We start from the raw sequence: 22,945 nt of genomic DNA, 5'->3' as shown, positions 1-22,945 counted from the left end.
GGAGCGTGCCTTAGCCCTGCACCTCATCGTGAGAGGAGAGCCGTTCCATCGCCATCCGCTTCACAGCCCGCAAGTCGAGCTTGCCGGTTCCAAGGACCGGTAATGCCTCGACCTTGACGAACTGGTGCCTTCCCGGAATGAAGAGATTGGGCAGGCCGCTCGCCGAGACCTTTTCCAGGATCTCGGAAATGTGGGATTCCTCCAACGTATGGAGAACTGCGAGGCGCTCTCCCTTTTTCTCGTCCGGAAGACCGGTCACCGCAAAGACCTGGGTATCGGCTCCGGCTGCTTGCTGCAGCGCCTCTTCGACCTTGCCGTGGGGAACCATCTCGCCGCCGATCTTTGAAAAACGCGACAGCCGGTCGGTAATGGTCAAGAACCCGTCTTCATCCAGTGAGGCGATGTCTCCGGTAATGTACCAGCCGTTCCGCATGACCTGCGCGGTGAGATCTTCGCGTCCGAGATAACCATTCATCACATTCGGCCCCCTCACGAGCAACATTCCGGGCATGCCGGCTGGGAGCGGTGCGAAGCTATCCGGATCGACAATCTGCACCGACACGCCGGGAAGGGGTTGACCGACGGTCCCCCGGCGCGAGGCCGGTTGATAATAACCGGCTGCGCGAAAATCAGGGCAATTGACGGCAATGACCGGGGCGCATTCCGTGACGCCATAGCCTTCGATCGGTCCCACGCCGAACTTGTCCTCAATCGCCTGGGCGAGGCGTGCCGGCAGTTTTTCCGCGCCGGTGAGAATGACCCGTATCGAGCTGAATTGCTCAGGCGTACAGCGGCGAGTGTAGAGTTGCAGGAATGTCGGCGTCGTCACGAGGAACGTGATGCGATATGTTCGGATGAGTTCGCCGATGGCGGCCACATCCAGCGGCGACGGATGAAAGATCATCGTCGCGTTGTTGAACATGACGAACCAGAACACCATGTAGCCGAATGAGTGGAAGAACGGCAGGATGCCGAGGACCCGTTCATCCTGGTAAAGATGGAGCACCTGCGTGGCGCCTTGACTGTTCATGTCGATGCTGAAGTGCGAAAGCATGACTCCCTTGGGTTCTCCGGTGCTGCCGCTGCTGAAGATGATGGTCGCCAGACTGTCGGGCGTAAGAGGAGTCGTCTGTCCGCAGGCTCGTTCGATGAGTCGGGAGGGAGCGAACAAAGCCAGTAGGGCGGCTATTATCTTGTCGCCGAGGCCGACGGTCTTGGCCGCGTCCTCAAGCCAGATCACCGATGGTCCGCTCGGCAGTTCCAGTTTGGCTTTTTCGACGAAGGTATGGCTGGTCACGACCGTGCGGAGACCGGCGAGGTGTACTGCGGCCTCTAAGCCGGATTTCCCGACCGTGTAATTCAAGTTCACGATGGTTTTGCCGCAGAGTGGGGCGGCGACATTGACCAAGGCGGCGGCGACGGTCGGAGGAAGCAGAACGCCCACTCGATCTTGGCCTTGCCAATGAGGCCGCAGGGTTCTCGCCAGGACGATCGACCCGATCAGGGCTTGTAGCGACGAGACGCGCGGGCGGGTCTGGTCGGCCATGGCGAGTAGGAAAGGAGCGCGACGCATTGAGGAAATAAATTGGCGATGGAGCGGCCGGCGACCGGGTTTTCTGAGTTGCCAGGCCGCTTCGCCAAGCTCGCGAATCTTTCCGCGCAGTTCATGAGCCGTCGTGCTCGGCGGCAGAGGTGCGCCGAACGAGACTGTCACGGGATAGGGAAGACGTTCCGGCATTTTCCAGAGGAAGCGACCGTGATTGAAGCTGAAAATGCTGCCCCAGACCCGATCCAGGTGAACCGGAATGATGGGTACGGTTCGTCCCTTCACGATCCGTTCGAAACCGCGCCGAAAGGGCAACAGCGTGCCGGTACGCGTGATCTGGCCTTCAGGGAATATGCAGACGAGTTCTCCCTTATCGACGGCGGCGCCGGCATCGCGGAGTGCCCGCAGAATAACCCGCAAGCCTCCATGAGAGGTAATGGGAATGGCGCCGAGCGCGTTCATGAACGGTTTGAAGATCGGTTGCTCGGCATATTGCGAATCGACGACGAAACGCACGGGACGGTCGACGCTGGCGATCAGCAGAAAGCCGTCGATAAAGGAGACGTGATTGGGAACGAGGAGCGCGCCGCCGGATTGCGGCACATGAGCTTCGCCGACGATGCGCAGACGATACATCGTATTGGTGAGGAGGACCAGGACAAAACGAAGGAACGTGTCGGGCAAGGACCAGAGTGCCCATCCGACGCCGGCCAAGGTCATGGCGGCTGCGGCCAGGAAGATACCGGTTGTCGAGATGCCGACATTGGCCAGGGACCCACCGGCGAGCGATCCCGACAGAATGCCGGTGAACACACAGGTGTTGGAAAACGAAATGACGGCGCCGCGCCGGTCGGACGGGGACTTCCATTGGAGAATGGCGTTCAAGGGAACAAAGATGAACGAACTGGAAATTCCCAGAACGACCATCATGAGAAACGTTCCGGAGAGCGGAGGCGTCAGCAGGCCGAGCAAAAGCAAGATCACAAAGACGCCGATGGCGCCCAGGGGAATCAGTCCGTATTCCACTCGGTTTTTCGAAATCCGTCCGACCAGCATCGCACCGATGCCGATGCCCACCGACAGGATGGTGAGCGGAAGGCCAGACATCCCATCGGACAGATGCAAGACGGCCTTTGCATAGACGAGCACGTTTTGTCCGAACAGGCTTGCGACCGTCCAGAACAGGATTTCCATGGGGATAGCCATGCGCAGCATCCGTTCCGATTGGATCGCGGCCCAGGCACCTTGGATCGTGGCGTCGACGCCGCCGGCCATGCGGGCGGGCGATACCGGTGGAATGCCAAAGGCGGAGATGAGGCCTATGACCGAGAGAGCGGTCAAGACGAGCGGAGCGAGCCAAGGCTGCTCTCCGACCGCCTGTAAGAGAAAGCCTCCGGCGGCAGTTCCTGTCAGGATTGCCGCGAACGTCCACATTTCCAACAGGCCGTTGCCGGAGGCGAGCCGTTCATGTGGGACCAGCTCGGGCAGGATGCCATATTTTGAGGGGCTGAAGAGTGCGCTATGGACTCCCATGCCGCAGAGGACAACCAAGGGCAGAACGCCTCCGGCGGGGTTCAGCCAGAGGGCGACGGTGCCGGCGGTCATGAGGACGACCTCGACGACTTTGATCGAGATGATGACCGTCCGCTTGCTCACGCGATCGGCCAAGGTACCCCCGACGAGTGAGAGGAGGACCAAGGGCAGTGTGAAGACTACGAAAGCCATGGCCGTTTGCGTCTGGGCCACGGTCTCCAGTTCAGGACCCGGCGCCATCCCCGCGGTGGCCTGACGGATGGCCAGCAGGGCCACCATCAATTTCCACGCATTGTCGTTGAATGCGCCGCAGAATTGCGCGATCAGGAGGCCGCGTAGCGGGTGGGATGCAGGTTGAGTTTCAGGACCGGCAGAGGTGGTCATCCGTGAGCGGTATTGTGCCTGATTTTGGGAGTGGGGGAAATAGGCAGACCTTCCAGCTCCATGATGCGCAGCGCATTCGTCGTGGGGCAGGGGCCCGGTCTGAGCCGGTAGTCGAATTCAAGCGCGCCGGCCGAGACGGTTTCTTGGAAGTGCGCGTTGATCAGGCCCGGTATGGCCGATTCCAGATCCGCCAACTCCAAATCATGGGTGCTGACGAGGCCGTACCCGTTCCCTTTGGACAGCTCGGTGATGTAGGCACGGCTGCCGATGAGGCGCTCGCGGTTGTTGGTGCCTTTAAAGATCTCATCGATCAGGAACAGGACCGGCGGGGAGGCGCGATCCTTCGTGGCGTCCAGGATCGTTTTGAGGCGTTTGACCTCGGCATAGAAAAATGAGAGGCCGGCATCGAGCGAATCGTCGACGCGAATGCAGCAGACGAGGCGGCTCCAGGTCCATTCAAATGACCGGGCGCAGACAGGGGCGCCGGCTTGCGCCAGGCAGAGATTGATGCCGATCGTCCGCAAAAATGTACTTTTGCCGGACATGTTCGAGCCGGTAATCAGGTAAATGGAGCCGAGTCCCTTCAGATGGACGTCGTTCGTCACGCGGGTCTTGACTGACAGTAACGGATGACCGAGTCCGTCGGCATGGAGGGACGGAACTGCGCCGTCCTGGTTGTCGGCTGCGATGGGATGGATGGGCCATGCGTAATGGGGATGGAGGTAGGCGAAGGTCGCCAATGCCGATGCCGCTTCGACGTCCGCCAGACAGTTCAACCATGGAGGAAGGCGACTCGCGATGATCTGCTGAACATGCGACAACCGGCGAGTGAACCAAAGATCCCATGGGCACAACGCGTTGACGGCCAGATGGACGAGGGGATGCGCCTTGATGCTGATCGCGTGAAGCGTTCGGGCTGCCTGACGGAGGTGCAGCGTTGGGCTGGCACCACCCAGCAACTCCGCACAGGTCGAGGCGAGGGCGGTGCCTTGTCGTCGAGCGTGACGCTCGAGATAGCCGAGGACGACGGCAAGTCGTTCTGTCTCATGGTGCAGGCCGACCGCATGTTCCAGCAATTCCTCCCCCTGGTCGGTCATGAAATAGATCAACGCGTAAGCCGCAAAAGAGAACATCCAGTAGCCGGGAAGCAGGCCGAACAGCGAAGCCGAGCCGAGACCGAAGGTGGTCAGCGCGAGAAGAGTTTGGATGGTCAGGATGATGTCGAGGCGCGGCAGGCCGACCGGGTGCTCGAGCACGGCAGCGAGCCGCTTGCCGTTGATTTCCTGGTCCCCTGTCAATCTGGCTTCGAGAGCCAGACGGTCCCGGAATAAGGAGCGTGGGGTCAGTTCCTTCACCAACTGCTGACGGGCCCGCCATTCGCCAGGAGTCGGCGGTTGAGTGAGCAGCCAGCCATGTAAGCGCTCTCTGCCGCGATCCGACACGGTGGTGTCGAGAAGGTGTGTCAAAGAATGAGTTCCAAAGAGATCAAGGTCGTCCGCGTAGGGATGAGCCTTCGGAGCTGTGCCAGGTCTTGGCGGAATGGCGGCCCAATCCATGGCGACACGCGCCAGATGGGCCAGCTTGATCAGTTTCCATTGCCGAAGCCGGTGAATCCGCGTTTCCACCCTGTTATGATACGCGGCTACGGCGATAAAGAGCGTCAGGAAGACTCCGAGAGCCAGATTGCCGCTGTGATACCAGTCAAGCTTGTAGAGGGTTACGACACCGGCGAAGCCGATAAGAAAAATCGCCAACCGCCATCGAGTGAAGGTGGCGCTGGTTCTGGTTCCTCGAGTAATGAGGCGGTCGGTGCGCCGGATCATCGTTTCAATTTGGGTTTTGCGTGAGCCGGTCATATACAGGCGACCTTACTGGGAACGGGCGGGGGACGTCAAATCATGCTGCATCTCCGGCACGACTCGAGGACCACGTCCACCACGAGTGGCCAATGACGATGCCGAATGGCTGGATGGATGTGTGTATTCGTGGTCCTATCGATTCAGGAGAACTGCTGAGTCGCCTTGATGATCCGACGGTTCAGGGAGCTTGGGACGATGGGAACAATGTGCACATCTATTGGGCGGAAGACCACTGGAATGGGGAGCGGCTGGCATCGGTGCGTGCGGCCCTTTCAGACTTAGCGACAGCGACCGGGGAGCCGTCTCTTTCGGTGACACGCGTGCCTGCTCAGGACTGGAATGAGACCTGGGCGCGTTCGGTCAAGCCGCTTCGAATCGGTCGCCTGCTCATTCGCCCCAGTTGGGAACCGGTTACACTGGATCCTCGTGACATCGAGATCATATTGGATCCCAAGCAAGCGTTCGGCACCGGTCACCATGCGACCACACGTATGTTGCTGACCTGGTTACAGAAAGACATCCACGGGAAAGAACAGATTCTGGATGTCGGGACCGGGAGCGCGATTCTCGCGATGGCCGCGGTGAAACTGGGCGCCGCATCCGCCGTAGGAGTCGAGATCGATCCTGTCGCGGTCGATTGTGCGAGAGAGTATGTCGCACTCAATGGGTTGAAGGACCGGATCGACATTATCGTCGGTGCGCTGGCTGAGCTGTCCCAGGCGAGACGGCGGATCGCCGATGTGGTATTGGCCAATCTCGATCGACAAACCGTTCTGGAGCTTGCCGACGGTTTGGCATGTTCTGCCTCGCGCGCGGCACGCATCATGATCTCCGGCATTCTGGTGGAACAACAAACGGAAATCATCGACCGGTTTGCTAGCCTCGGATTGGTCTGTTCCGAACGCTGCGAGGACGAAGGGTGGGTCGCGATGAAATTTCTCAGGCCGGAATCCTGTGACGGCGAGGTATGACCATGTCCACCAGGCCCCCGTATCCCCATGTCCATCAGATCAGCATCTCCGATGGTGGTGTGCCTAAGTTGCCCGTGTGGGAGGCCAAAGTACGCGAACAAGGGTTGGAGGGCGATCGGCAGCGGAATCTCAAGTTCCACGGAGGCCCTGACCGTGCGGTCTGTTTGTACTCGCTTGAACTCATAGAACGGCTCCAGGACGAAGGCCATCCTATTGACGCCGGATCATCCGGTGAAAACCTGACCTTGTCCGGTTTGGACTGGGACCTGGTACGACCAGGTGTGCGGTTGACGATTGGCCCGGACATCCGGCTCGAAGTGACCGACTATACGACACCCTGCAGTCACAATGCGCGCTGGTTTCGTGAGGAGGACTTCTCGCGTATTTCGCAGAAGATCAATCCTGGCTGGAGCCGTGTCTATGCGAAGGTCTTACGTGGCGGTGTGGTGCGGCCGGGCGACGAAGTGATAATTGAACCGTAAAACGTATTTCGTGAAGCGTGGACATAAGGGTCTCACCGTTGCTCCCGAGATACGATTCACGAACGACGAAGGGCGAAGATGATGGATCGAATACTTGAATCAGAAGTGATGGATGATCCCAAACAGGCTGAAGCCTACGCTCAGGCCGACTTCGCGGATGAGAATCAAGGATTCGTCGATCGCTTCAAAGAATACTTCCCGGAGTTTTCACAGGGACTGGTGCTGGATCTTGGCTGTGGCCCCGCCGATATCCCCATTCGGTTTGCCAAACTCTATCCGGCTTGTCATATCATCGGCGTCGATGCCTCAGCCCCGATGATCCGACTCGGTGAGCAGGCTGTGAAGACAGCTGGGTTGGGTGACCGCATCACGTTGCGATGTGAACGGTACGAAGAGGTGGCCGGCGCGAGAATCGTCGATGCGGTGATTTCCAACAGTCTCATCCATCATCTGCCGAATCCCCTGCAGTTTTGGCAGAAGATCAGACAGTTGGTGAAGCCCGGCGCGCCCGTGCTGGTGATGGATCTGCTCCGGCCCGACTCGCCGGAAGCGGCACAGGCCATCGTCGATCAGTATGCAGCCAATGAGCCGGACATTTTGCGTCGAGACTTTTACAATTCGCTGCTCGCGGCCTTTACAGAAGATGAACTTGGTTCTCAGCTCGCCCGCATGAATCTCACGCGATTGTTGATTGATGTCCCTGATGATCGGCATTGGGTCGTCGGAGGGATCATTTATTGAGGAGCGTATGACAGACAAGATGTGGATGCTCACGGCCAGAAGACAAATTCATCATAGCCTCGCTGGCCCGATTTTCCTGATTCTGAGTACGGTACTTTCTGTGGGTTGTGGAGACCGCGAGACGATCCTCGTGATTGAACAACCCACGGAGGTGCATGCCATCACTCACGCATCTTCTTCTCAAGACCCAAGTACGAACGTTCAGCCGGGGAATGTCATTGCAACCCTAAAGGCAGGCGAGACGGCAAAAGCCGCAGGCGTCTATCACGGTGAGGATCATGACGGTTTCAAGGTCAAGCTTGCCGACGGCACCGAGGGGCTCATCATGGCCGGTGATACCTTCAAGGTTGTGTCGCGGTGAGACCTGCCGGAAGAAGATACTCCAATCACTTTTATCCCTCATGTTTTCTTCGTGAGCTCTGCAAGAAGAATGTGAGCCGGAGGTGGCGCTCAAGTGGGCGTCCTAAGTTCATTCGAAGTGTCAGGCTGCATCTCCGTGCCTCCAGCCTCTTGTGTCCGCCTATCTCCTTCGATTACTGTCACCGCCTATGGAAGAGGAAATCGTAGAATCTCCGGCATCGGACGGGGAGACCGAGAAAGTTGTCATTTATTGGGAGCGGGAATACTCCACCGCCTTTCCGCCGGAACGGCTGAAGTTGGATTTTCATCCGCACCGGCCGATGTTGGGCAACATGACGTTGGACGAACAAAGGGCGCTGGCCGCCAATGGGTACAAGGTGTTGCCGGACGACTGTGGACCGGTTCGAACCGTGGGGAACTACGGCTGGTTGATCCGCTGTCCGGCGGATGTGAAGTTGCGCCGCACCGCGTCAGGGGTTCAGTGGCAATCGCCGCCGATCGCGCCGGAAGAGCGGCTGCTCGGGTACAAGACCTTCTCCGGCATGTATGTCGACTTGATCCTGAACAGCGGCTATCCCAAGCTCTGTTGTGGAGTCCGATTGTACTATCCCAAGCAGATCGGGTTGATGATGAAGGATCTGCCCAACCACTTCTATCATCATCCGGACCGTACGTTCAGCGTTTGGGAAGGCATCAAGACGCAGGAGTACAAGCGCACGCCGAATCACTACGCGTGGTTGCCCGATTACGAAGCCTTCACGGCCAATTTTCTTTTACAGTTGCACAAACCCACGACGATCAAGCGGGGCGATCCCATCGGTGTGATCTTGCCCGTTCTCCTACCGAAACAGTTTGAGCTCCAAGAAATTCAGCCTCCCTGAACCGCTTCGGAGAAGCGGCAGCTCAGTCCCACCTCACGTCAGACTGATCGAGTCTCTACGCTCGACTCAACCCGGAATCGTTCGCTTTCCGATGGGTGACTATGACAGTGGAAATCAAGGTGTTGAATCAGCTAATCGGCAATGGTCTGGGTCATCCGTAGGAAATCCGGAAGGAAAACCGTTGTCGAACATGAGAGCTCGGTGGGCTTTTCATCCTTCGAAGGTCCCTAGGGAAGTAGCCCGCTATGTGCGGCGTTGAAGGGGTTGGCCGACTACATTTCGGATTCAATCGCACCTCGCCTCACGTCGCGCAGCAGTCGCTCGACGATCAGTCTCATAAAAAAGAAGCCGAGCTTAGGATTCTGATAGTACAGGTGGTACATCATCTCATCGGTCATCTTGTAGAGCTCGCAGTCGGTATCACAGACCACGGTCATGGTGCGTACCTTCTCACCTGAGAAGAGTCCGATCTCCCCGATCAACTCGCCGGGCTCGATGTAGTGGTTGACTTCCTGCAGCCTGAGTCGTCCCGCGGCCACGTAGACAATTTCGCGGGCCTTGTCCCCTTTCCTGAACAGCACGTCCCCGGCTTTGTGTTTCTTGAGATGCATATGCGGCAACAGCCATTCCGAAATGGGTGATTCCACGGTGGCCAGTTCGATTTGCTTCGTCAGCCGAAGGATTTCACTCAGCCGTTTGGCATTCACCGGTAACAGGATCATGTTCAAAATGTTTTCCGGCATCCAGATCAACTCCATGATGTCGAAACGCGCGTGCAGCAGACCGAAGATAAGGAACAAGACATTGCTGGCCAAGGCCAGTACCCGCAAAGACACCATGTCTTTCTGATAGTGACTGGCGAGATAAAACGCACCGCCGAGGAAACCGATGGCTGTGGCGATGTCAAAGTGCATGGATCGGGACCTTCCTAGTGATGGCCATTGCGAGTCGTTCGAGAGACTATCGTGACGTCGTTGTCACGGCGGTGGCCATCAATGGGTACTCTACCCGCAGAGACCTTTATTCACGCCGTTTAAAAGAACCCGCGTGTGGTCCCAATCTAGGGAATCACTGTCGCTTGAAAGATAAGCAGGAAGTGTTTGAATGAGCATGACCGGCTCGGCGCTATGATAGCGCTAATGATGGAAGAAAAGAAATCAGATCCGCAGGGAGGGCGATTGTCGGTTCTGCACATGCGCTCGCTCCGAAACTCGTGAATTGATTTTGAGAGAGGTTCTCGTCATACTTCACGCCCAATCCTCGCCGGTGAGCTTTATAAAGGTCTAGATAGATTGTGAACGATCAGTCTCTGAACAACGCCATACGACGTGTCATGGTGGGCACCGACCGCTCCAAAACGGCCGAGCAGGCTGTGCTCTGGGCTGCTCGATTCGCTGACCGCTATGGTGCGGACTTGTTCGTGGTGCAGGTCATCTTGCCGCAGCACCCATCTACCACGGAATTCGGTACAGCGGAACACACGCGAGCGGCGGCTGCAAAGCATGAACTGACGGATTATGTCAGTCAGCTTGTCGGGGAGCGCGGACATGCGTCCGTCGTCATGGATGAGGACCCGGCGTTGGCCATCGTTCGCGCCGCCGAGCAAGAAGCCATCGATGTCTTAGTGGTGGGGAATTCGGGCATGGCGGGGAGAAAGGAGTTTTTGCTCGGGAACGTTCCGAACCGCATCAGTCATAATTCCCGTTGCACCGTGATCATCGTGAATACTCAGCTGTTAGCCGATGCGCCACTTGCGGACGCCGCCCCACTTAGTTCCTCCCACACCGACCCTCCCGTTTCTGAACCTCACATGGGGGCCCGAGCAGTCAAAATCGCCACCGTGATGGCGAAGCACGGCATACAAGAATTCTTGAGCCAACCCGATCAATCGGATCTCGCGACACGTCGTCAGCAAGCCAAGCGTCTCCGAGCCGCACTGGAAGAACTGGGTCCTACCTTTTCGAAATTGGGGCAGGTGTTGTCGACGCGTCCGGATCTTCTTCCTGCGGAATACATCGAAGAACTTGCGATGTTGCAGAGTCACGTCCCCCCGATGCCCGAGAGTGAAGTCGTGCGCGTGGCTGAGCAAGAATTACGGGTGCCGTGGGAAGATGTGTTCGAATCGATCGATCCCAAGCCGCTCGCGGCGGGAACCATCGCTCAAGTGCATCGGGCGACACTCGAGACCGGTGATCGGGTGGTCGTCAAGGTTCAGCGGCCTACGGCACGAGCCGAAATTGAACAGGATCTGGCTCTCCTGAAGGTTTTCGCACAGAAAGTCGGCAAGCGTCCCGCGCTGAATCAAGTGGTGGATATGGAGGCCGTGTTCAAACACCTCTCCACGTCGCTTCAGCGTGAACTCGACTTCCGTCAGGAAATCGAGAACATCGGCCGGATGCAGATGGTGCTCGCGGACTACGATCGATTAGCGGTCCCTTCCGTGCATCGGGATCTGTCGACCGGACGATTATTGGTGATGGAAGAGATTCAGGGTAGTCCGATCGCACAGGCACCGGACGGGCCAGAACGCGTCGAGGCCGCGCGTCAACTCTTGGAAAGTTTCTACAAGCAAATCATCGTCGAGGGTTTCTTCCATGCCGATCCTCACCCCGGCAATCTCATGTGGTGGAAGGACCGGATCTACCTCTTGGATTTCGGAATGGTCGGGGCGGTGGATGCCAATGTGCGCGAGCATCTCTTGTTGCTGCTGATGGCGTTGTGGAAAGAAGATACGGTGTTCCTGAGCGACATCATCCTGATGATGGCCGGCTCTCTTGATCGTAGCGATCTGGACGTGCCTCAGTTTCAGAATGACATCGGCGAAATGATCTCAAAATACCGTAAAGCGGTTCTGGCCGACATGCAAATCGGACCGCTGCTCCAGGAAATGAGTGCGATCGGGGTTCGACATGGAGTTCCACTGCCGGCGTCATTGACCCTTGCAGCCAAGGCGCTCGCGCAGGTCCAACTCGCGACCGCGCAGCTTAATCCTCAGCTCGATCCGTACGGTGTGGCGGGAAAATTCTTGATGCGATTGATGATGAAACGTATGGGCGCCGCCCTGGATCTCAAGGCGCTGGTGTATCAGTCGCAGAAGTTGAAAGTACGCGCCGAGCGGGTCATCGAAGCGATTGAACACCTCATCGGCGCCCGCCCCGGCCAGAAGCTGGTCGTCAACTTTAAGGCGAATTCACTGGAGGATACCGTTCGCCGTGCCGGTCGGCGTCTCGCCGTGGGGCTGACCGCTGCCGCCAGTATTCTCGCCAGCGGACTCACGGTCACCTCAGCAACGGCTGCGGATTGGGTCCCAGTGTCGTTCGGGATCGTCGCCGGGCTGCTGATCGTTGGATTGGTTCTCGATCTGATGCGTGGGCGCTAACCTCGAGCCGTTCTCCGAACCATCCTCCACGATCATGGTTTTGCTCCACCGCTCTTGACCGAACGGAGGATCATACGTTCGAGCAGGTAAGCAAATACCGACATCCCAAGGGATATCAGCCAGAATTCCAATCGTCCTACAAACGATCGAGGTTTCATCCTCGTGCTCCTCGTCGGACCATTATCATTGACGGCCTCGCCGCTCGCAATAGGAGATTGATTCATCCGACGGTTTTCTTTGGCACATCTCGACGGTAGTGCTTGCCAACCAGGTGAATCGAATTAGATGCATATTGTCGTATCTCTTCGGATTCACCTCCGTTCCTGATGCTTTAAACCACCGCGTCAATTTTTGAACCAGTCACGCTAAGGGATTGATAACTGAAGCGACCCTTGCAAAGCCTTACGTCCATCAGTAGGGACGACACAGGAATGAGTTTTGCCCGTCGGGTTTCAGAGGATAGGCAGACGAGGGAAGCCCCACCCCGTTGGCCAAGCAATCCTGACCAGACTTATGGGCGTGGCTATCGATCGATTTGAAGTGAGATTCACAGCTTCTCCTTATCCCACTGGGCTTGGTGGATTCTCTCAGAATATAAGCGTATATTGACCGTCTAAACCTTATGTTCTAGTAGCGCTTCTTAAGGTGAGAAATGGGGTTTTGCGTAGATGTCCATTGAATCGTTCATGTACGGATCAGCGTCGACTCAAAAAAATACCTGCGTTCAGCGACCGTATTCGGTCTGACGGGCGCAAAATATCTCCTGAATTTAAGGAGCCAAACAAAGGAGCGATCATATGAGACTCTTCACGATCATCAGTATCGTCGCAGGTCTCGCATTACCGCCACCATGGGTTTCCCTGACGGAGGCGCAAGAAAAAGCGGCTCAACCTGTTGCCTCCCAACCCAAGCCCGAGTCGGTGATAAGACCGCTGGTCTATGTTCCTCCAAGAAAGGGGGCTCCGGCGCCTGGACTCAGAAGAGGAGGGGGGACGCGCGGTACGAACAAGAGCCTCCCGATGATAAGCCTGTTGGCTCCGGACCACGTGGGATTCACGCTTCATGAGCAGCCGGTATTATTTTGGTTCACCCCGACGAACCACAACCTGTCCTATGAGTTCACGCTGATCGCCGAGAACGCCGAGGCTCCTATCATAGAAACAAAACTTCCAATCCCGGCCAGAGCCGGTGTTCAGCAGATCAGGCTTGCCGACTACAAGGTGAAATTATCACCAGGAGAGCGGTATCAATGGTCGGTGGCATTGGTGATGGATCCCGAGGAGCCGTCCGCCAATGTTGTCGCGAAGGGAGCGATCGAACGAGTCAATCGTGACAAACTGGAACGGCCTCTGCCCAATGACGCTGACAAGGCGGATGCGCCGAGGCGTTATGCTGAAGCAGGTGTGTGGTACGATGCGCTCATGGCCATTTCCGATCTGATGCAATCAAGCCCGGCCGATGCGGAACTGCGTCAACAGCGTGCAGTGTTGCTGGAACAAGGGGGACTTGGGGAGGTGGCTACCAGTATACAACACATGCGCACACCGTAAGCCTGAGCGCGTCATGTGAAAAATGAGCACGTGTGCGCGCTACCCGCCGTGAACGCCGGTCTTGAGGTTACTTTCATCTGCCGGTCGGACAACACGGTATGCCAACAAAGGGTGGCTTTTTCCTTTGAGACGTACTTCTCCGATGCTGTCCAATAGAAAGCGGTCATCGAGCAGTTGAGCCGTAGTCTCGCTGATCAAAATCCGACAGGGCCGACGGCCCTCTGGCTCTGCCACAGCCTCTCTACCGAAGTTTTCCAGGTGCGCTGCGGCATTGACCGTGTCACCGATGGTGGTGTACTTCATACGCTGGATGCTCCCTACACATCCCGCCAGCACCGGCCCTGTATGGATTCCGATTCGCATGCCCACCGTCGGAAGGCCGGTCCGCGCATGTTTCTCGTTCAGCCTGAGCATCTCGCCCTCCATCGCCAGCGCGCACATGACGGCGTTGATCGCATCCCTGGACACATCTTCATCGGATTCTCGCTTCAGCGGGACGCCGAAGTCCGCCTTAATTGAATCGCCTCCATAGTCGTCGATCACTCCTCCATGGCCCATGATGACCTTTGTCATGGTATCCAAGTAGGAATTGATCCAGTTCATCAAGGCGGGGGGGGACATCGTTTCCGAAGCGGCCGTATACCCTTTGAAGTCCATGAACAGCACAGTGGCGACGAGTTCCTGCGGCCGCGGGCGTCCGCCTTCGAACAATTGGTCTCTTTCCTGCCATATCTTATCGGCGACCTCACGGGAGACGTGTCGTGAAAACAGTTGCATCAATATGGTGCGGTCCTTCCGTTCCCTGGCCAGAGTGGAGGCCACGACCATGACGATCGACAGAAGCCAGCTGACACCCGCAGGAATTCCCGGTGCCCACCACCCGAAGGCGAAGACTGTGTAGACCGACAGGGTGATCGTGACAAGCCCGCCGACGGCAATAAGGGAATATCGCCACATGGATCGTACCAAGATTCCGAATGCTCCACCGAGTAGCCCCCATGCCAGGATCCAGGCGATCTCGGCGGATTCGGTCATCGCTTGGATGGGCCGACGGCCGTCGAGCGCAGCGGCGAGTAACTGCTCGGTGATGATGCCGTGCATGAAGACTCCCGCGAATTGGTCGGCGCCATGTACGCCATAGGGGACCGGGATATGGAACACATCCGGCACGCTTTCGGCCGTCACGCCGATCATAACGATGCGGTCGGTGAGATGACGGGCGCCAATCCGGCCGACAAGCAGGTCGGTCAGCGAAAACGTGTCGAGCGTCTGGCGTGCCGCACCAAAATCCAATAGGATCTGGTAGCCGGCATCGTCTGCATTCACGTAGCCCCCGTCTGAAGACGTGAACGGCTGTAGCGTCGTTCGCCCCAAGCGAATCCATTCCGGCACCGCCGGGTCCGGTTCAGGGACAATGCCGTCCTGTGCCAGATACAGCATGGCAAGCCTCAGAGGAAAGGCATACGCGACATCATCGCCGTCGTCTTGAAAGAGCAAGGCTCGGCGGATGATTCCGTCCGGATCGACGAGGATGTCGTTGAATCCGACTTGCGTGCTGCCTTGTAGCACCGGCGGGGGAGGGATGCGGGAAACGGTACCGCCGCCCAGCTGCGAAATCATGATGACGTGGGAATGTTTGGGAAGCAGCGCGGTAAGTTGGTCATGTCCCGGCGGAACTTCGATGTCGCGATACAGGTCCACGCCGATGGCCCGCGGCTGGTATTCGACAAGGAGCCGGAGGGCCTGCGCAAGGGTCTCATCCGTGATCGGCCACCGTCCCTGTCGACGAATGTCCTCCTCGGAGATCGTAATGTACGTGATGTGCGAATCGCCGACCGTTGTTGCCGGTCGCGAACGGAGCAGCGAATCATAGATATTCAGTTCAAACTGTTGAAGTAGGCCGGTACTCCGCATTCCGAGGACGACCAGTCCGCAAAGAAGGCCGGTCACCAGGCTCATGGCCGGCGATAGATACAGGGATTTCAGGACGCTACGCATGGAGGCGATACACGAGTACGAATCCGGCAAGCCTGTTCATCAAAAGTAATTAGGCGCCCGTACTGTATCCCATTTACAGCCAGTTGTTCAGCAGAAGAAACGGGGCCCAATAAATCGGATGTTGGAAATCTGGATTCTCCATCAATTTCAGCTGGGCTTGGCGAAGGGCCTGCGCCTTGGACAGGGCGGGATTCTTCAATTGGCGGTAAAACTCGACGACTAACGTCGATGAGGCTTCGTCGCTCACGAACCAGAGCGTGGCGAGTGCGCTCCGGGCGCCCGCTTTGATCGCGATTCCCGCCAAACCGAGCGCCGCTCGGTCGTCGCCGGCAGCGGTCTGGCAGGCGCTCAGACTGAGCAGCTCGAGCGGTTGGTCTCGAAACCTAAAAAATCCCACGACCTGGCTCAGTCGGTCCATCGTGAGTTTTTCGTCGAACGTCAGCAAAAAGCTCTTCTTCGCGTCGCGCTCGAATTTTCCGTGGGACGCAATATGCACGATCGTGAACGGATTCTCCTTCATCTCTCGTTCGAGCTGAGGGACACGAAAGTCTTGGTTCAAGAGTCGATGCGTTTTGTAAAGCCCGCCGATCGCTTCCAACTCTCCCGCCGCGTTCGGGAGCGGCGGGAACCCTTGAACGCCTTCCGTAAGTCCGGCGGAGAGTAGTTGGATCCGTTCGCGACCGAGCGGCTTGGGATCGGTAAGATTCAGTCCGGGAGTCGTCGCCAGCGCATATTTGGTGACGAGGAACTGCTTGCCATCGTGCAGGGCCGAGAATGGAATCATGCGGAGCGGACCGTCCGGCACGATCACCAGCGTGTCGATGTCGAACTTCGCGAACTCCGGTTCGAGGGGACGCAGTAAGAGATCGTAGAGACGCTGGCCTTTGCGAAGATATTCGCGGGTCGTTTCCTTTTGCAGCAATCTCCGGAAGGCCAGGGCTTCCTGCTTGAGTTCCTCTTGGGCGACGGCCACGGTGACACGGTGCATCCCGTCCGGCAGGCTGACCAGCAGCTCCGTTCGATCCGGCAAGATGATGGGATAGACGATCGCCGCCTGGCGCGAGACATCCTCCAGCCTCGTCTGGCGGGTTTGGAATGCATCGACGCACTCGTCGGCAAAGTAGTCGCGCAGCTCGGCCGTTTTGAACAACTCGATGGCCTCGCGCGCCTTGATCAGATAGGGCTGGGCTTCCGCCCCTGTCGCGGCCGAACTTGAGCGTCGGAGCAGCAGGTCCGCCAGCTCGAAATACAGCCGACCGCCGGCGTCCCTGAATGACGCGGCCGCCGGCGCAGTGCCGGTTGCCATCTCCGGACGCAATGTTTGCACGAGGTCGGCGGCGCGTTGATAGGACACGATCGCTTGATCGATCCGGTCCTGAGCCTTCAGGACACGACCCAATTGCCATTCCCACTGGTACAGGGATTCCGGAGCATGCACCTGCTGGGCATAGCCGATGGCAAGTCGCGTCAGCAGCAGTGCTTCATCATGGCGCCGGTCCAGCTCATACAGATGGCCCCGATGCCCGAAGGCATACGAGGCGGCGCGCCCGTCACCGAGAGCCTTGGCGACCTCGCCGGCTTTTTCGAGGGTCGCGGCGGATTGCAGATGCGAGCCGCCTGTATCCGGGGATGTGGCGTGGAGGCTTTCGAAGCCCAGGCCGATGGCAATCAGATTGTAGACTTTGTCGTGCGAATCAGGCAGGCGATGCGCCAGTGTCAGCGCCTCATCGAACAGTTTCCGCGCCGATGCCCACTCCCCCATCCGGGCCGCCGTTTTGCCGCCGTTGATCGTCGCCGTCGCCGCCAGTGTCTCGGCATGCGCCGAGATCGCGAGGAGCCGCGCTTCCGAGTAAGAAGCCAGCGCCTCTTGGTCCTGCTGGAGCGCGCTCTGGACGGTACCGATCGAATGGACGATCGAGGCGACACGAATCTGATCGTCCGCATCACTCGCCAGCTGTTTGGCATGCTGAAGCGTTTCCAACGCGGCATCGGAACGTCCTCCGGCCAGATAGGCCTGACCAAGCAGTTCCATCGCCGTCGCCTGGCGGGAATGGTCACGCCCCTGCGTAAGCACGACGGCCACATCAAGAGTCTGGGCGGCACGGTTATGGAAACCCAGCGACAAATAGGCTCGCGCGAGCGCCATACGGGCATCGCTTTCTTCCACAACGCGCCCGGTCTCGTGATAGGACCGGACCGCTTGTTGCCAGATCTCGGCCGCCTGCTCGAAGGCGCCGCGTGTGAAGGCGTCGTACCCTTCGTGCAGCAGGGACCCATGGGGAAAAGCGGGCTCGGTGTCCGCCTGATGAGCCGGCGCCGAAGAAGAGATCAGCAACGAGAAACACCATGCCGCAAGGGTGACACCGATTTTTATGACCGCGGCATGTCTTCCGGGATGGACAAGGGGGCACGAGGACGCGACGGTGGAGCTGTGCGGAAGTGATTGGTGCTTATTCATGGCCATCGTCTCCTCACATTCAAAAGGGCTGCAGGACCAGCTGCAGATGGATCCCATGGTCTTGCAAGTTGCCGGTCGTGCTATACGGCGGATCATTGGCTCCCGAACCTCGCAACCGATAGCCCCAATAGATTTCAAAGTAGCCTTGATTCTTGGGGAGGAAGGCGGTCCGCAGGCCCACCCCCACGCTCATGAGGCTCTTTGGAGATTCTGTCGAGCTCTTGGCGGCCCAGGCTCTCGCATAGTCGAAAAACGGGGCCACTTGGATCAAATCCTCCCTCGCTCCGAACAGCCACCGGGAAACGGGAAAACGCGGCTCAATCGAGAGGAGAAACGCGTTGTCCCGCAGCAGGGTGATCTCTCGGTAGCCGCGCACGCTATATCGCCCGCCGACAGGCACCTGTTCGAGAGGAAACAAGCGATCGTTCGTCAGCTGCAAGTCGATTCGACCCAGCAACTGAGTGCCTGCATACTGCTCAAATCGGCGCAATCCTTGAAGTTGCCCAACCCAAGAGAAATACCGGCCATCGGCCACCGGGCCGGAATTGGTCGTCGCATCCAGCACGTCCAACCCGACGGAAAAACGGGAACGCGCACCGAACAGGAAATCCTGTGTCCGATAGGTCCAATCTTGAAGAAACCGCAAGGCGGCCACGTTCGCGACGCCGTTCTGATATCCGGCGAAGAAGTCGAAGGGCTGGCCCAATAGTAAATTCTTGTTGTACAGATATTCGCCTTGCACGCCGACATTCACCAAATGACTAAGCGTGCGATACACAGGCTGTTGCAGCGTGACACTGAAGATCTCGGTATGTCCTTCGATGTCCAGCGTTCGAAAGGGTTCGGTGACCACCTCGAAGTCGGAACGGCGGTAGGAGACGGCCAGGGTAGTATCGTAGGGAGTGATCGGCAGCATATACGAGACGTTGATCAGCGGCAACACGCCGGTCGTGCCGTTGATGGGAAGCGATTGTCCGTAGGTAAATTGGAAACGGTCTCCGTTGCCCGTTAAGCTTTCGTGAACGATCGTCGCCAGGCCGCGTTCAGCGCGCACAGCCGGCGATTGGTGGTTGTTGAAATCCAGCCAGGCTCTGAACGGTCGAGGCTCCGAGACTTTCACATGCAACTCGCTCTGCCCCGGCTTCACGCCCCGGCGAAGCTCGGCATTGAGGCGTTGGACATGTGGATCTTGCTGGAGGAGCTGCAACCGCTCTTGCAGCGTGTAAATATTGATCGGCGGTCCAGCGCCGAGGGCGATCCGGCGCCGGTAATAACCAGGCCACAACCACCGGGCGCCTTCAACGCTGATCTCCGCCAACCGGCCTTCGATGATGTGGATTCGGATGATGCCGTTCGTCACCGCTTGATCGGGAATGACTGCGCCGGACGTGACGTAGCCCCGCTGGACGTAGAGCAGCGTCACCGCGGTCCGTAGGCTTTCCAGGTCCTCGGTCGTGACCTCGCGGTTTAAGTACGGCGCGGCGATGGTGTGCAATTCTTGCGACGTGACGACCGTATGGCCGTCGAATTGGAATTCCCGCACGAAGACTTTGACGGGGGGAAGAGCCTCTTGCCCTTCGGTGAGGGGTACGGGCACGGCCGGCTCGATCGGAAGAGGCTTCGGGGCGACCGGCTCGTCTTTCAGCGAGGGGATATCCCGGGATCGCCCCCCCGGATCGGAAATCGGAGGCAGGAACACTTGCGCGGACACGGATTGAGCCGCGAAGCAAGCCACCATGACGATCCCCATGCCCCAAGACAACCGCCTATGAGTCGCACGCGCGGAGCCTTGCTGCACCGCTCGATGGAGCGTCCTCATGAAGCACAGGCACCGTGGTCCGAGAAACGGATGATCGACGAGGGTTGCTTGTGCTCCGGCATTCGGCGCAACTGGATCCCCGAGAGGCCGGTCGAGCCCTTGGCCTGTCGTTGCCGAACGGTGGCGGAAGTGATGGGCAAATACGGACCGGCAAGCAAGCCGTCGGGTCCGGCAGGGATGCCGTCACGCCCTCGCTCGACGAAGCTGCTGGTCTCTCCCTGCGCCAGCCTGGCCGCGCAGGCGGCGCGCAATAGGGCTTGAACCGCCAGTAATGATTCCGGGAGCCGCGCGACCACGCTGGAGAGGTTGTTGATCGGGGCGTTGATCTGCACCGTGCCGCTGACTCCAAGCGTGGACGAGGCATCCACGAGGCTGGCCGGATCGGCAAGAAAGAGGCCGGCTGTCACGTTGATCGCGCCTCCGTCGCCCGCAAACGCTTGGGCCAAAATCTGGCTGCCTTTCAGGACCACGAAATCAGGATCGATCGAGATATTGCCGCCGTTACTGTCTCCTTCAGCACCGGCGACGGAGGTACTCACGTGGCTGTCGATCAACCGGATCATATCCGGCGCGTTGATGGTGACTTGACCGCCGCTGGCTGCAATCGCTTCGGTCGTGATTGAGCTATTGTTCAAGACCACCTTCGAGCCACTCTGAATGGTAATGTTACCCGCATCGCCGGCGGCACCAACCTCGGTCCCCTTGCTGCTGCTCGAGATTTCAGAACGGTTTGCCAGCGTCAGACTCTCGGCCGTGATTGTAATGTCGCCTGCCCGTCCCGTACTGAAGCGCGCCTCCTCGCTTCCACTTTGGCTACGAATTCCAGCGCTGTTCGTCAGATTCACCTTCCCGCCCTGTATCACCACGTCTCCCCCTCTCCCACCGCTTTCGCTGGACGTGCCGGTATCGATGGAACCCTTGTCCATGGTCAACTCATCAGTTGTGATGGTCACCTGCGCGGAATTCTCGGCGAAAGATCGACTGAATATCTGCCCCTCCGCAGAAATCACGACGGAGTCGGCTGTGACGGTCACCTTTCCCGCCGGCCCCGCTGATGAGGAACTGCCTGCCGCGATCGCGGCTCCATTCGTGATGGTCACCGTGCCGGCATTCACGGTGATATCGCCTGGCACGCCAGCGGAGGAATCCGTAATGATACGTGTATCGGGGCCGGAGAGCTGCACAGAACCGGCCAGGCTTCCCGGTCCGGCCAGTCCTTGCACCGTCACCATTCCACCAGCTGCAGGGATCAGATCTTCACTGCTGGTGATACTCGAAATAGTTGCACCATCGACCACGCGTAGTTGCCGGACGCTCACTACAATGTTTCCGCCCTGACCGGTCCCACCGGTGGACGAACTGATGCTCGAAGCCCCATTCAAGTCCAGGGAGGCGGCTCTGATGGAAATCCCTCCACCGTTCCCACCTGTTGACGACGCGTCGCTGGTGATGCGACTGCCCCCTGAAAGCACCACGGAGTCGGCCGCGCTGTTCGCTCCTTGGGTTGTTCCCTGAATGGTCACATTCCCGCCCACTCCGGTGACATCCACGAGTCCATCACCGTCCAAATCGGTTCCCGTGTTATTGATGCTGGCGATTCGCGATCCGCCGGAGTCACCACCCAGGAGTTGCAACGTCTTCACATTCAAGAAGAGATCCCCTCCCACCTGGCCAAGTTCAGCATTCCTCGTCGCAATAACCGACGAGTTCTCGAGCGTCAGATTATCGGCTGTCAGATGAATGTTCCCCCCGCGGCCCGGCCCGGACGTTTCCGTGATCAGAAACGATCCATCCGCCAGACGAACATGTGAGGCGATGAGCTGTAAGTCGGCGCCAGGATCTGATCCCGAATTCGACGTGCTGAGGGAACTGCCGCCACGGAGTTCTATCGTATTCCCGGGGGCTGGATTTTCTGACGTGGAGAGCGTGGCATCGTTGATGGAGAGTACAAGTTGCCCGCCTTTGATGAAAACCGTGCTTGCCCCATGCACGTCGATACTGGACCCCGACGCAAGGGCCACCGAACCGTATGAGGTAAACGAAGTCCCATCCGTATTGGGAAGCGAACCGAGCGTCGTGGCATCGAATTCGCCTGGCGACGCGGCCGTCGCCAGCTTGATGTTGCCGCCTGGCACAGTCAGGTTGGCCCCGCCTTCGATCACAACCTTTCCGCCGACTAATGAGATCGTTTGCCCTGAGGGAACGGAGAGTGCACTGCCCTGGACTGTGATCGTGGCATTCGGATCGGGCGCCGTGAGAAATCCATATCCAGCAGGGGAGGCGGAGAGAAATTCAAAGGCGGACGAGTTGATGGTCAGGATGCTGTTCGCCAAGCCGTCATTGGTGGGGTTGGCATAAAAATATGCGCCATTAAAAAGACCGTCGAGTAATCGTATGTACTGCGCTGTCGTAAAACTGACCGATCCACCGACGTTGAGCGACGCCCCCGGGCCCAAGACGATGCCCGATGGATTCATCAAAAATAAATTGGCGCTGCCGAACCCGGTGGTTTGAATCGTGCCATCGATGTTTGAGATGGTGCCGCCCGTGACACGACCGAGGATGTTCGACGTTGGAAGACCCGTATTGTTGGAAAAGTTGCCGATATCCCCTCCGCCCACACTGAAGTTGCCAAAACTGTGGAAGAGGTTGGGGCCGTTGTCTGGTCTGGTGCCCCCAGTGATATTGAACGAATTGCCAGCGTGATTAACCTGGGTATTTAGACCGGAGGAGGTAATGTTCGTGGTCACCTGTGCGTCACCGACTGATGGTGACAACGAAATCAGTTCCATGATGAGGAGGCACGCCCACAGAACAGCCTGCTTCCTGGACGTAGGAATTTGCAACGGCGTCTTGCGTGCATCCATATTCTCCTCCCGTTCGTGGCAAAGGGAGCAGCGATCGCTGCTCCCCACTTCGCTGTGAAAAAACCGAAGCGTGTTCGTATCCGATAGAGCCCGCGCCTTGCATGCCGACTCTCGTTG

The 22,945-nt window shown here is 58.3% G+C and carries 15 protein-coding genes; 7 read left to right on the top strand and 8 right to left on the bottom strand.

Annotated elements, in window-relative coordinates; translation table 11 throughout:
* Positions 1 to 10 precede the first annotated feature (10 nt).
* Complete coding sequence (locus tag A4E19_11680) at positions 11 to 3,463, bottom strand: permease (protein ID OQW38040.1); 3,453 nt, start codon at positions 3,461 to 3,463, stop codon at positions 11 to 13.
* Positions 3,460 to 5,319 carry a hypothetical protein gene (locus A4E19_11675; protein ID OQW38039.1) on the bottom strand — a complete coding sequence of 620 codons (1,860 nt, stop codon included), beginning with the start codon at positions 5,317 to 5,319 and terminating at the stop codon, positions 3,460 to 3,462. Before A4E19_11675 ends, A4E19_11680 begins: the two co-directional genes overlap by 4 nt.
* Before the next feature lie 92 nt (positions 5,320 to 5,411).
* On the opposite strand from A4E19_11675, the gene A4E19_11670 reads away from it, so the two are divergent.
* The 5 genes from A4E19_11670 (at position 5,412) to A4E19_11650 (ending at position 8,757) form a co-directional block, all read left to right on the top strand.
* The gene (locus tag A4E19_11670) at positions 5,412 to 6,293 is read left to right on the top strand and encodes a hypothetical protein (protein ID OQW38038.1); all 882 of its coding nucleotides are present in this window, start codon (positions 5,412 to 5,414) and stop codon (positions 6,291 to 6,293) included.
* A 2-nt stretch (positions 6,294 to 6,295) separates the two neighbouring features.
* Entirely contained in the window at positions 6,296 to 6,775 is a 480-nt protein-coding gene (locus A4E19_11665; protein OQW38068.1) for a sulfurase, read from the top strand.
* Positions 6,776 to 6,856: 81 nt separating this feature from the next.
* On the top strand, positions 6,857 to 7,516 hold the full coding sequence (locus tag A4E19_11660) for a hypothetical protein (GenBank protein OQW38067.1): 660 nt from the start codon (positions 6,857 to 6,859) through the stop codon (positions 7,514 to 7,516).
* Between the two features lie 7 nt (positions 7,517 to 7,523).
* Positions 7,524 to 7,877: a hypothetical protein gene (locus tag A4E19_11655; GenBank protein OQW38037.1), complete on the top strand. Its 354-nt coding sequence runs from the start codon at positions 7,524 to 7,526 to the stop codon at positions 7,875 to 7,877.
* Between the two features lie 187 nt (positions 7,878 to 8,064).
* Positions 8,065 to 8,757 (top strand): hypothetical protein, encoded by a 693-nt coding sequence (locus A4E19_11650; GenBank protein ID OQW38036.1) that lies wholly within the window; start codon positions 8,065 to 8,067, stop codon positions 8,755 to 8,757.
* Between the two features lie 272 nt (positions 8,758 to 9,029).
* Here the strand turns inward: A4E19_11650 and A4E19_11645 are convergent, their stop codons facing one another.
* Positions 9,030 to 9,671: a hypothetical protein gene (locus A4E19_11645; protein ID OQW38035.1), complete on the bottom strand. Its 642-nt coding sequence runs from the start codon at positions 9,669 to 9,671 to the stop codon at positions 9,030 to 9,032.
* Between the two features lie 419 nt (positions 9,672 to 10,090).
* On the opposite strand from A4E19_11645, the gene A4E19_11640 reads away from it, so the two are divergent.
* On the top strand, positions 10,091 to 12,136 hold the full coding sequence (locus A4E19_11640) for a universal stress protein (GenBank protein OQW38034.1): 2,046 nt from the start codon (positions 10,091 to 10,093) through the stop codon (positions 12,134 to 12,136).
* Between the two features lie 32 nt (positions 12,137 to 12,168).
* Here the strand turns inward: A4E19_11640 and A4E19_11635 are convergent, their stop codons facing one another.
* Positions 12,169 to 12,360 (bottom strand): hypothetical protein, encoded by a 192-nt coding sequence (locus A4E19_11635; GenBank protein OQW38033.1) that lies wholly within the window; start codon positions 12,358 to 12,360, stop codon positions 12,169 to 12,171.
* Between the two features lie 573 nt (positions 12,361 to 12,933).
* Here A4E19_11635 and A4E19_11630 point away from each other — a divergent pair.
* Positions 12,934 to 13,686, top strand: a complete 753-nt coding sequence (locus A4E19_11630) for a hypothetical protein (protein OQW38032.1) — start codon at positions 12,934 to 12,936, stop codon at positions 13,684 to 13,686.
* A gap of 39 nt (positions 13,687 to 13,725) precedes the next feature.
* Here A4E19_11630 and A4E19_11625 read toward each other — a convergent pair whose 3' ends face one another.
* The 4 genes from A4E19_11625 to A4E19_11610 all read right to left on the bottom strand — a co-directional run bounded on the left by A4E19_11625 (position 13,726) and on the right by A4E19_11610 (position 22,828).
* Positions 13,726 to 15,684, bottom strand: a complete 1,959-nt coding sequence (locus A4E19_11625; GenBank protein ID OQW38031.1) for a hypothetical protein — start codon at positions 15,682 to 15,684, stop codon at positions 13,726 to 13,728.
* 73 nt (positions 15,685 to 15,757) lie between these two features.
* Positions 15,758 to 18,148, bottom strand: coding sequence for a hypothetical protein (locus tag A4E19_11620; GenBank protein OQW38030.1), 2,391 nt, complete (start codon positions 18,146 to 18,148; stop codon positions 15,758 to 15,760).
* Between the two features lie 13 nt (positions 18,149 to 18,161).
* Positions 18,162 to 19,961: a hypothetical protein gene (locus tag A4E19_11615; GenBank protein ID OQW38029.1), complete on the bottom strand. Its 1,800-nt coding sequence runs from the start codon at positions 19,959 to 19,961 to the stop codon at positions 18,162 to 18,164.
* Positions 19,958 to 22,828, bottom strand: a complete 2,871-nt coding sequence (locus A4E19_11610; GenBank protein OQW38028.1) for a hypothetical protein — start codon at positions 22,826 to 22,828, stop codon at positions 19,958 to 19,960. Before A4E19_11610 ends, A4E19_11615 begins: the two co-directional genes overlap by 4 nt.
* Positions 22,829 to 22,945: the final 117 nt, after the last annotated feature.

The organism is Nitrospira sp. SG-bin1 (assembly GCA_002083365.1).
GTDB lineage: Bacteria > Nitrospirota > Nitrospiria > Nitrospirales > Nitrospiraceae > Nitrospira_D.
Note: the sequence above shows the minus strand (reverse complement) of the source record. Positions and strands in the feature narration are given on the sequence as shown.

Coding starts and splice junctions, on each gene's coding strand:
- A4E19_11670 (OQW38038.1), top strand. CDS start 5,412: ATGACGATGCCGAATGGCTGGATGGATGTGTGTATTCGTGGTCCTATC.
- A4E19_11680 (OQW38040.1), bottom strand. CDS start 3,463: ATGACCACCTCTGCCGGTCCTGAAACTCAACCTGCATCCCACCCGCTA.
- A4E19_11610 (OQW38028.1), bottom strand. CDS start 22,828: ATGGATGCACGCAAGACGCCGTTGCAAATTCCTACGTCCAGGAAGCAG.
- A4E19_11675 (OQW38039.1), bottom strand. CDS start 5,319: ATGACCGGCTCACGCAAAACCCAAATTGAAACGATGATCCGGCGCACC.
- A4E19_11645 (OQW38035.1), bottom strand. CDS start 9,671: ATGCACTTTGACATCGCCACAGCCATCGGTTTCCTCGGCGGTGCGTTT.
- A4E19_11620 (OQW38030.1), bottom strand. CDS start 18,148: ATGGCCATGAATAAGCACCAATCACTTCCGCACAGCTCCACCGTCGCG.
- A4E19_11650 (OQW38036.1), top strand. CDS start 8,065: ATGGAAGAGGAAATCGTAGAATCTCCGGCATCGGACGGGGAGACCGAG.
- A4E19_11660 (OQW38067.1), top strand. CDS start 6,857: ATGGATCGAATACTTGAATCAGAAGTGATGGATGATCCCAAACAGGCT.
- A4E19_11630 (OQW38032.1), top strand. CDS start 12,934: ATGAGACTCTTCACGATCATCAGTATCGTCGCAGGTCTCGCATTACCG.
- A4E19_11625 (OQW38031.1), bottom strand. CDS start 15,684: ATGCGTAGCGTCCTGAAATCCCTGTATCTATCGCCGGCCATGAGCCTG.
- A4E19_11640 (OQW38034.1), top strand. CDS start 10,091: ATGGTGGGCACCGACCGCTCCAAAACGGCCGAGCAGGCTGTGCTCTGG.
- A4E19_11615 (OQW38029.1), bottom strand. CDS start 19,961: ATGAGGACGCTCCATCGAGCGGTGCAGCAAGGCTCCGCGCGTGCGACT.
- A4E19_11665 (OQW38068.1), top strand. CDS start 6,296: ATGTCCACCAGGCCCCCGTATCCCCATGTCCATCAGATCAGCATCTCC.
- A4E19_11655 (OQW38037.1), top strand. CDS start 7,524: ATGACAGACAAGATGTGGATGCTCACGGCCAGAAGACAAATTCATCAT.
- A4E19_11635 (OQW38033.1), bottom strand. CDS start 12,360: ATGAATCAATCTCCTATTGCGAGCGGCGAGGCCGTCAATGATAATGGT.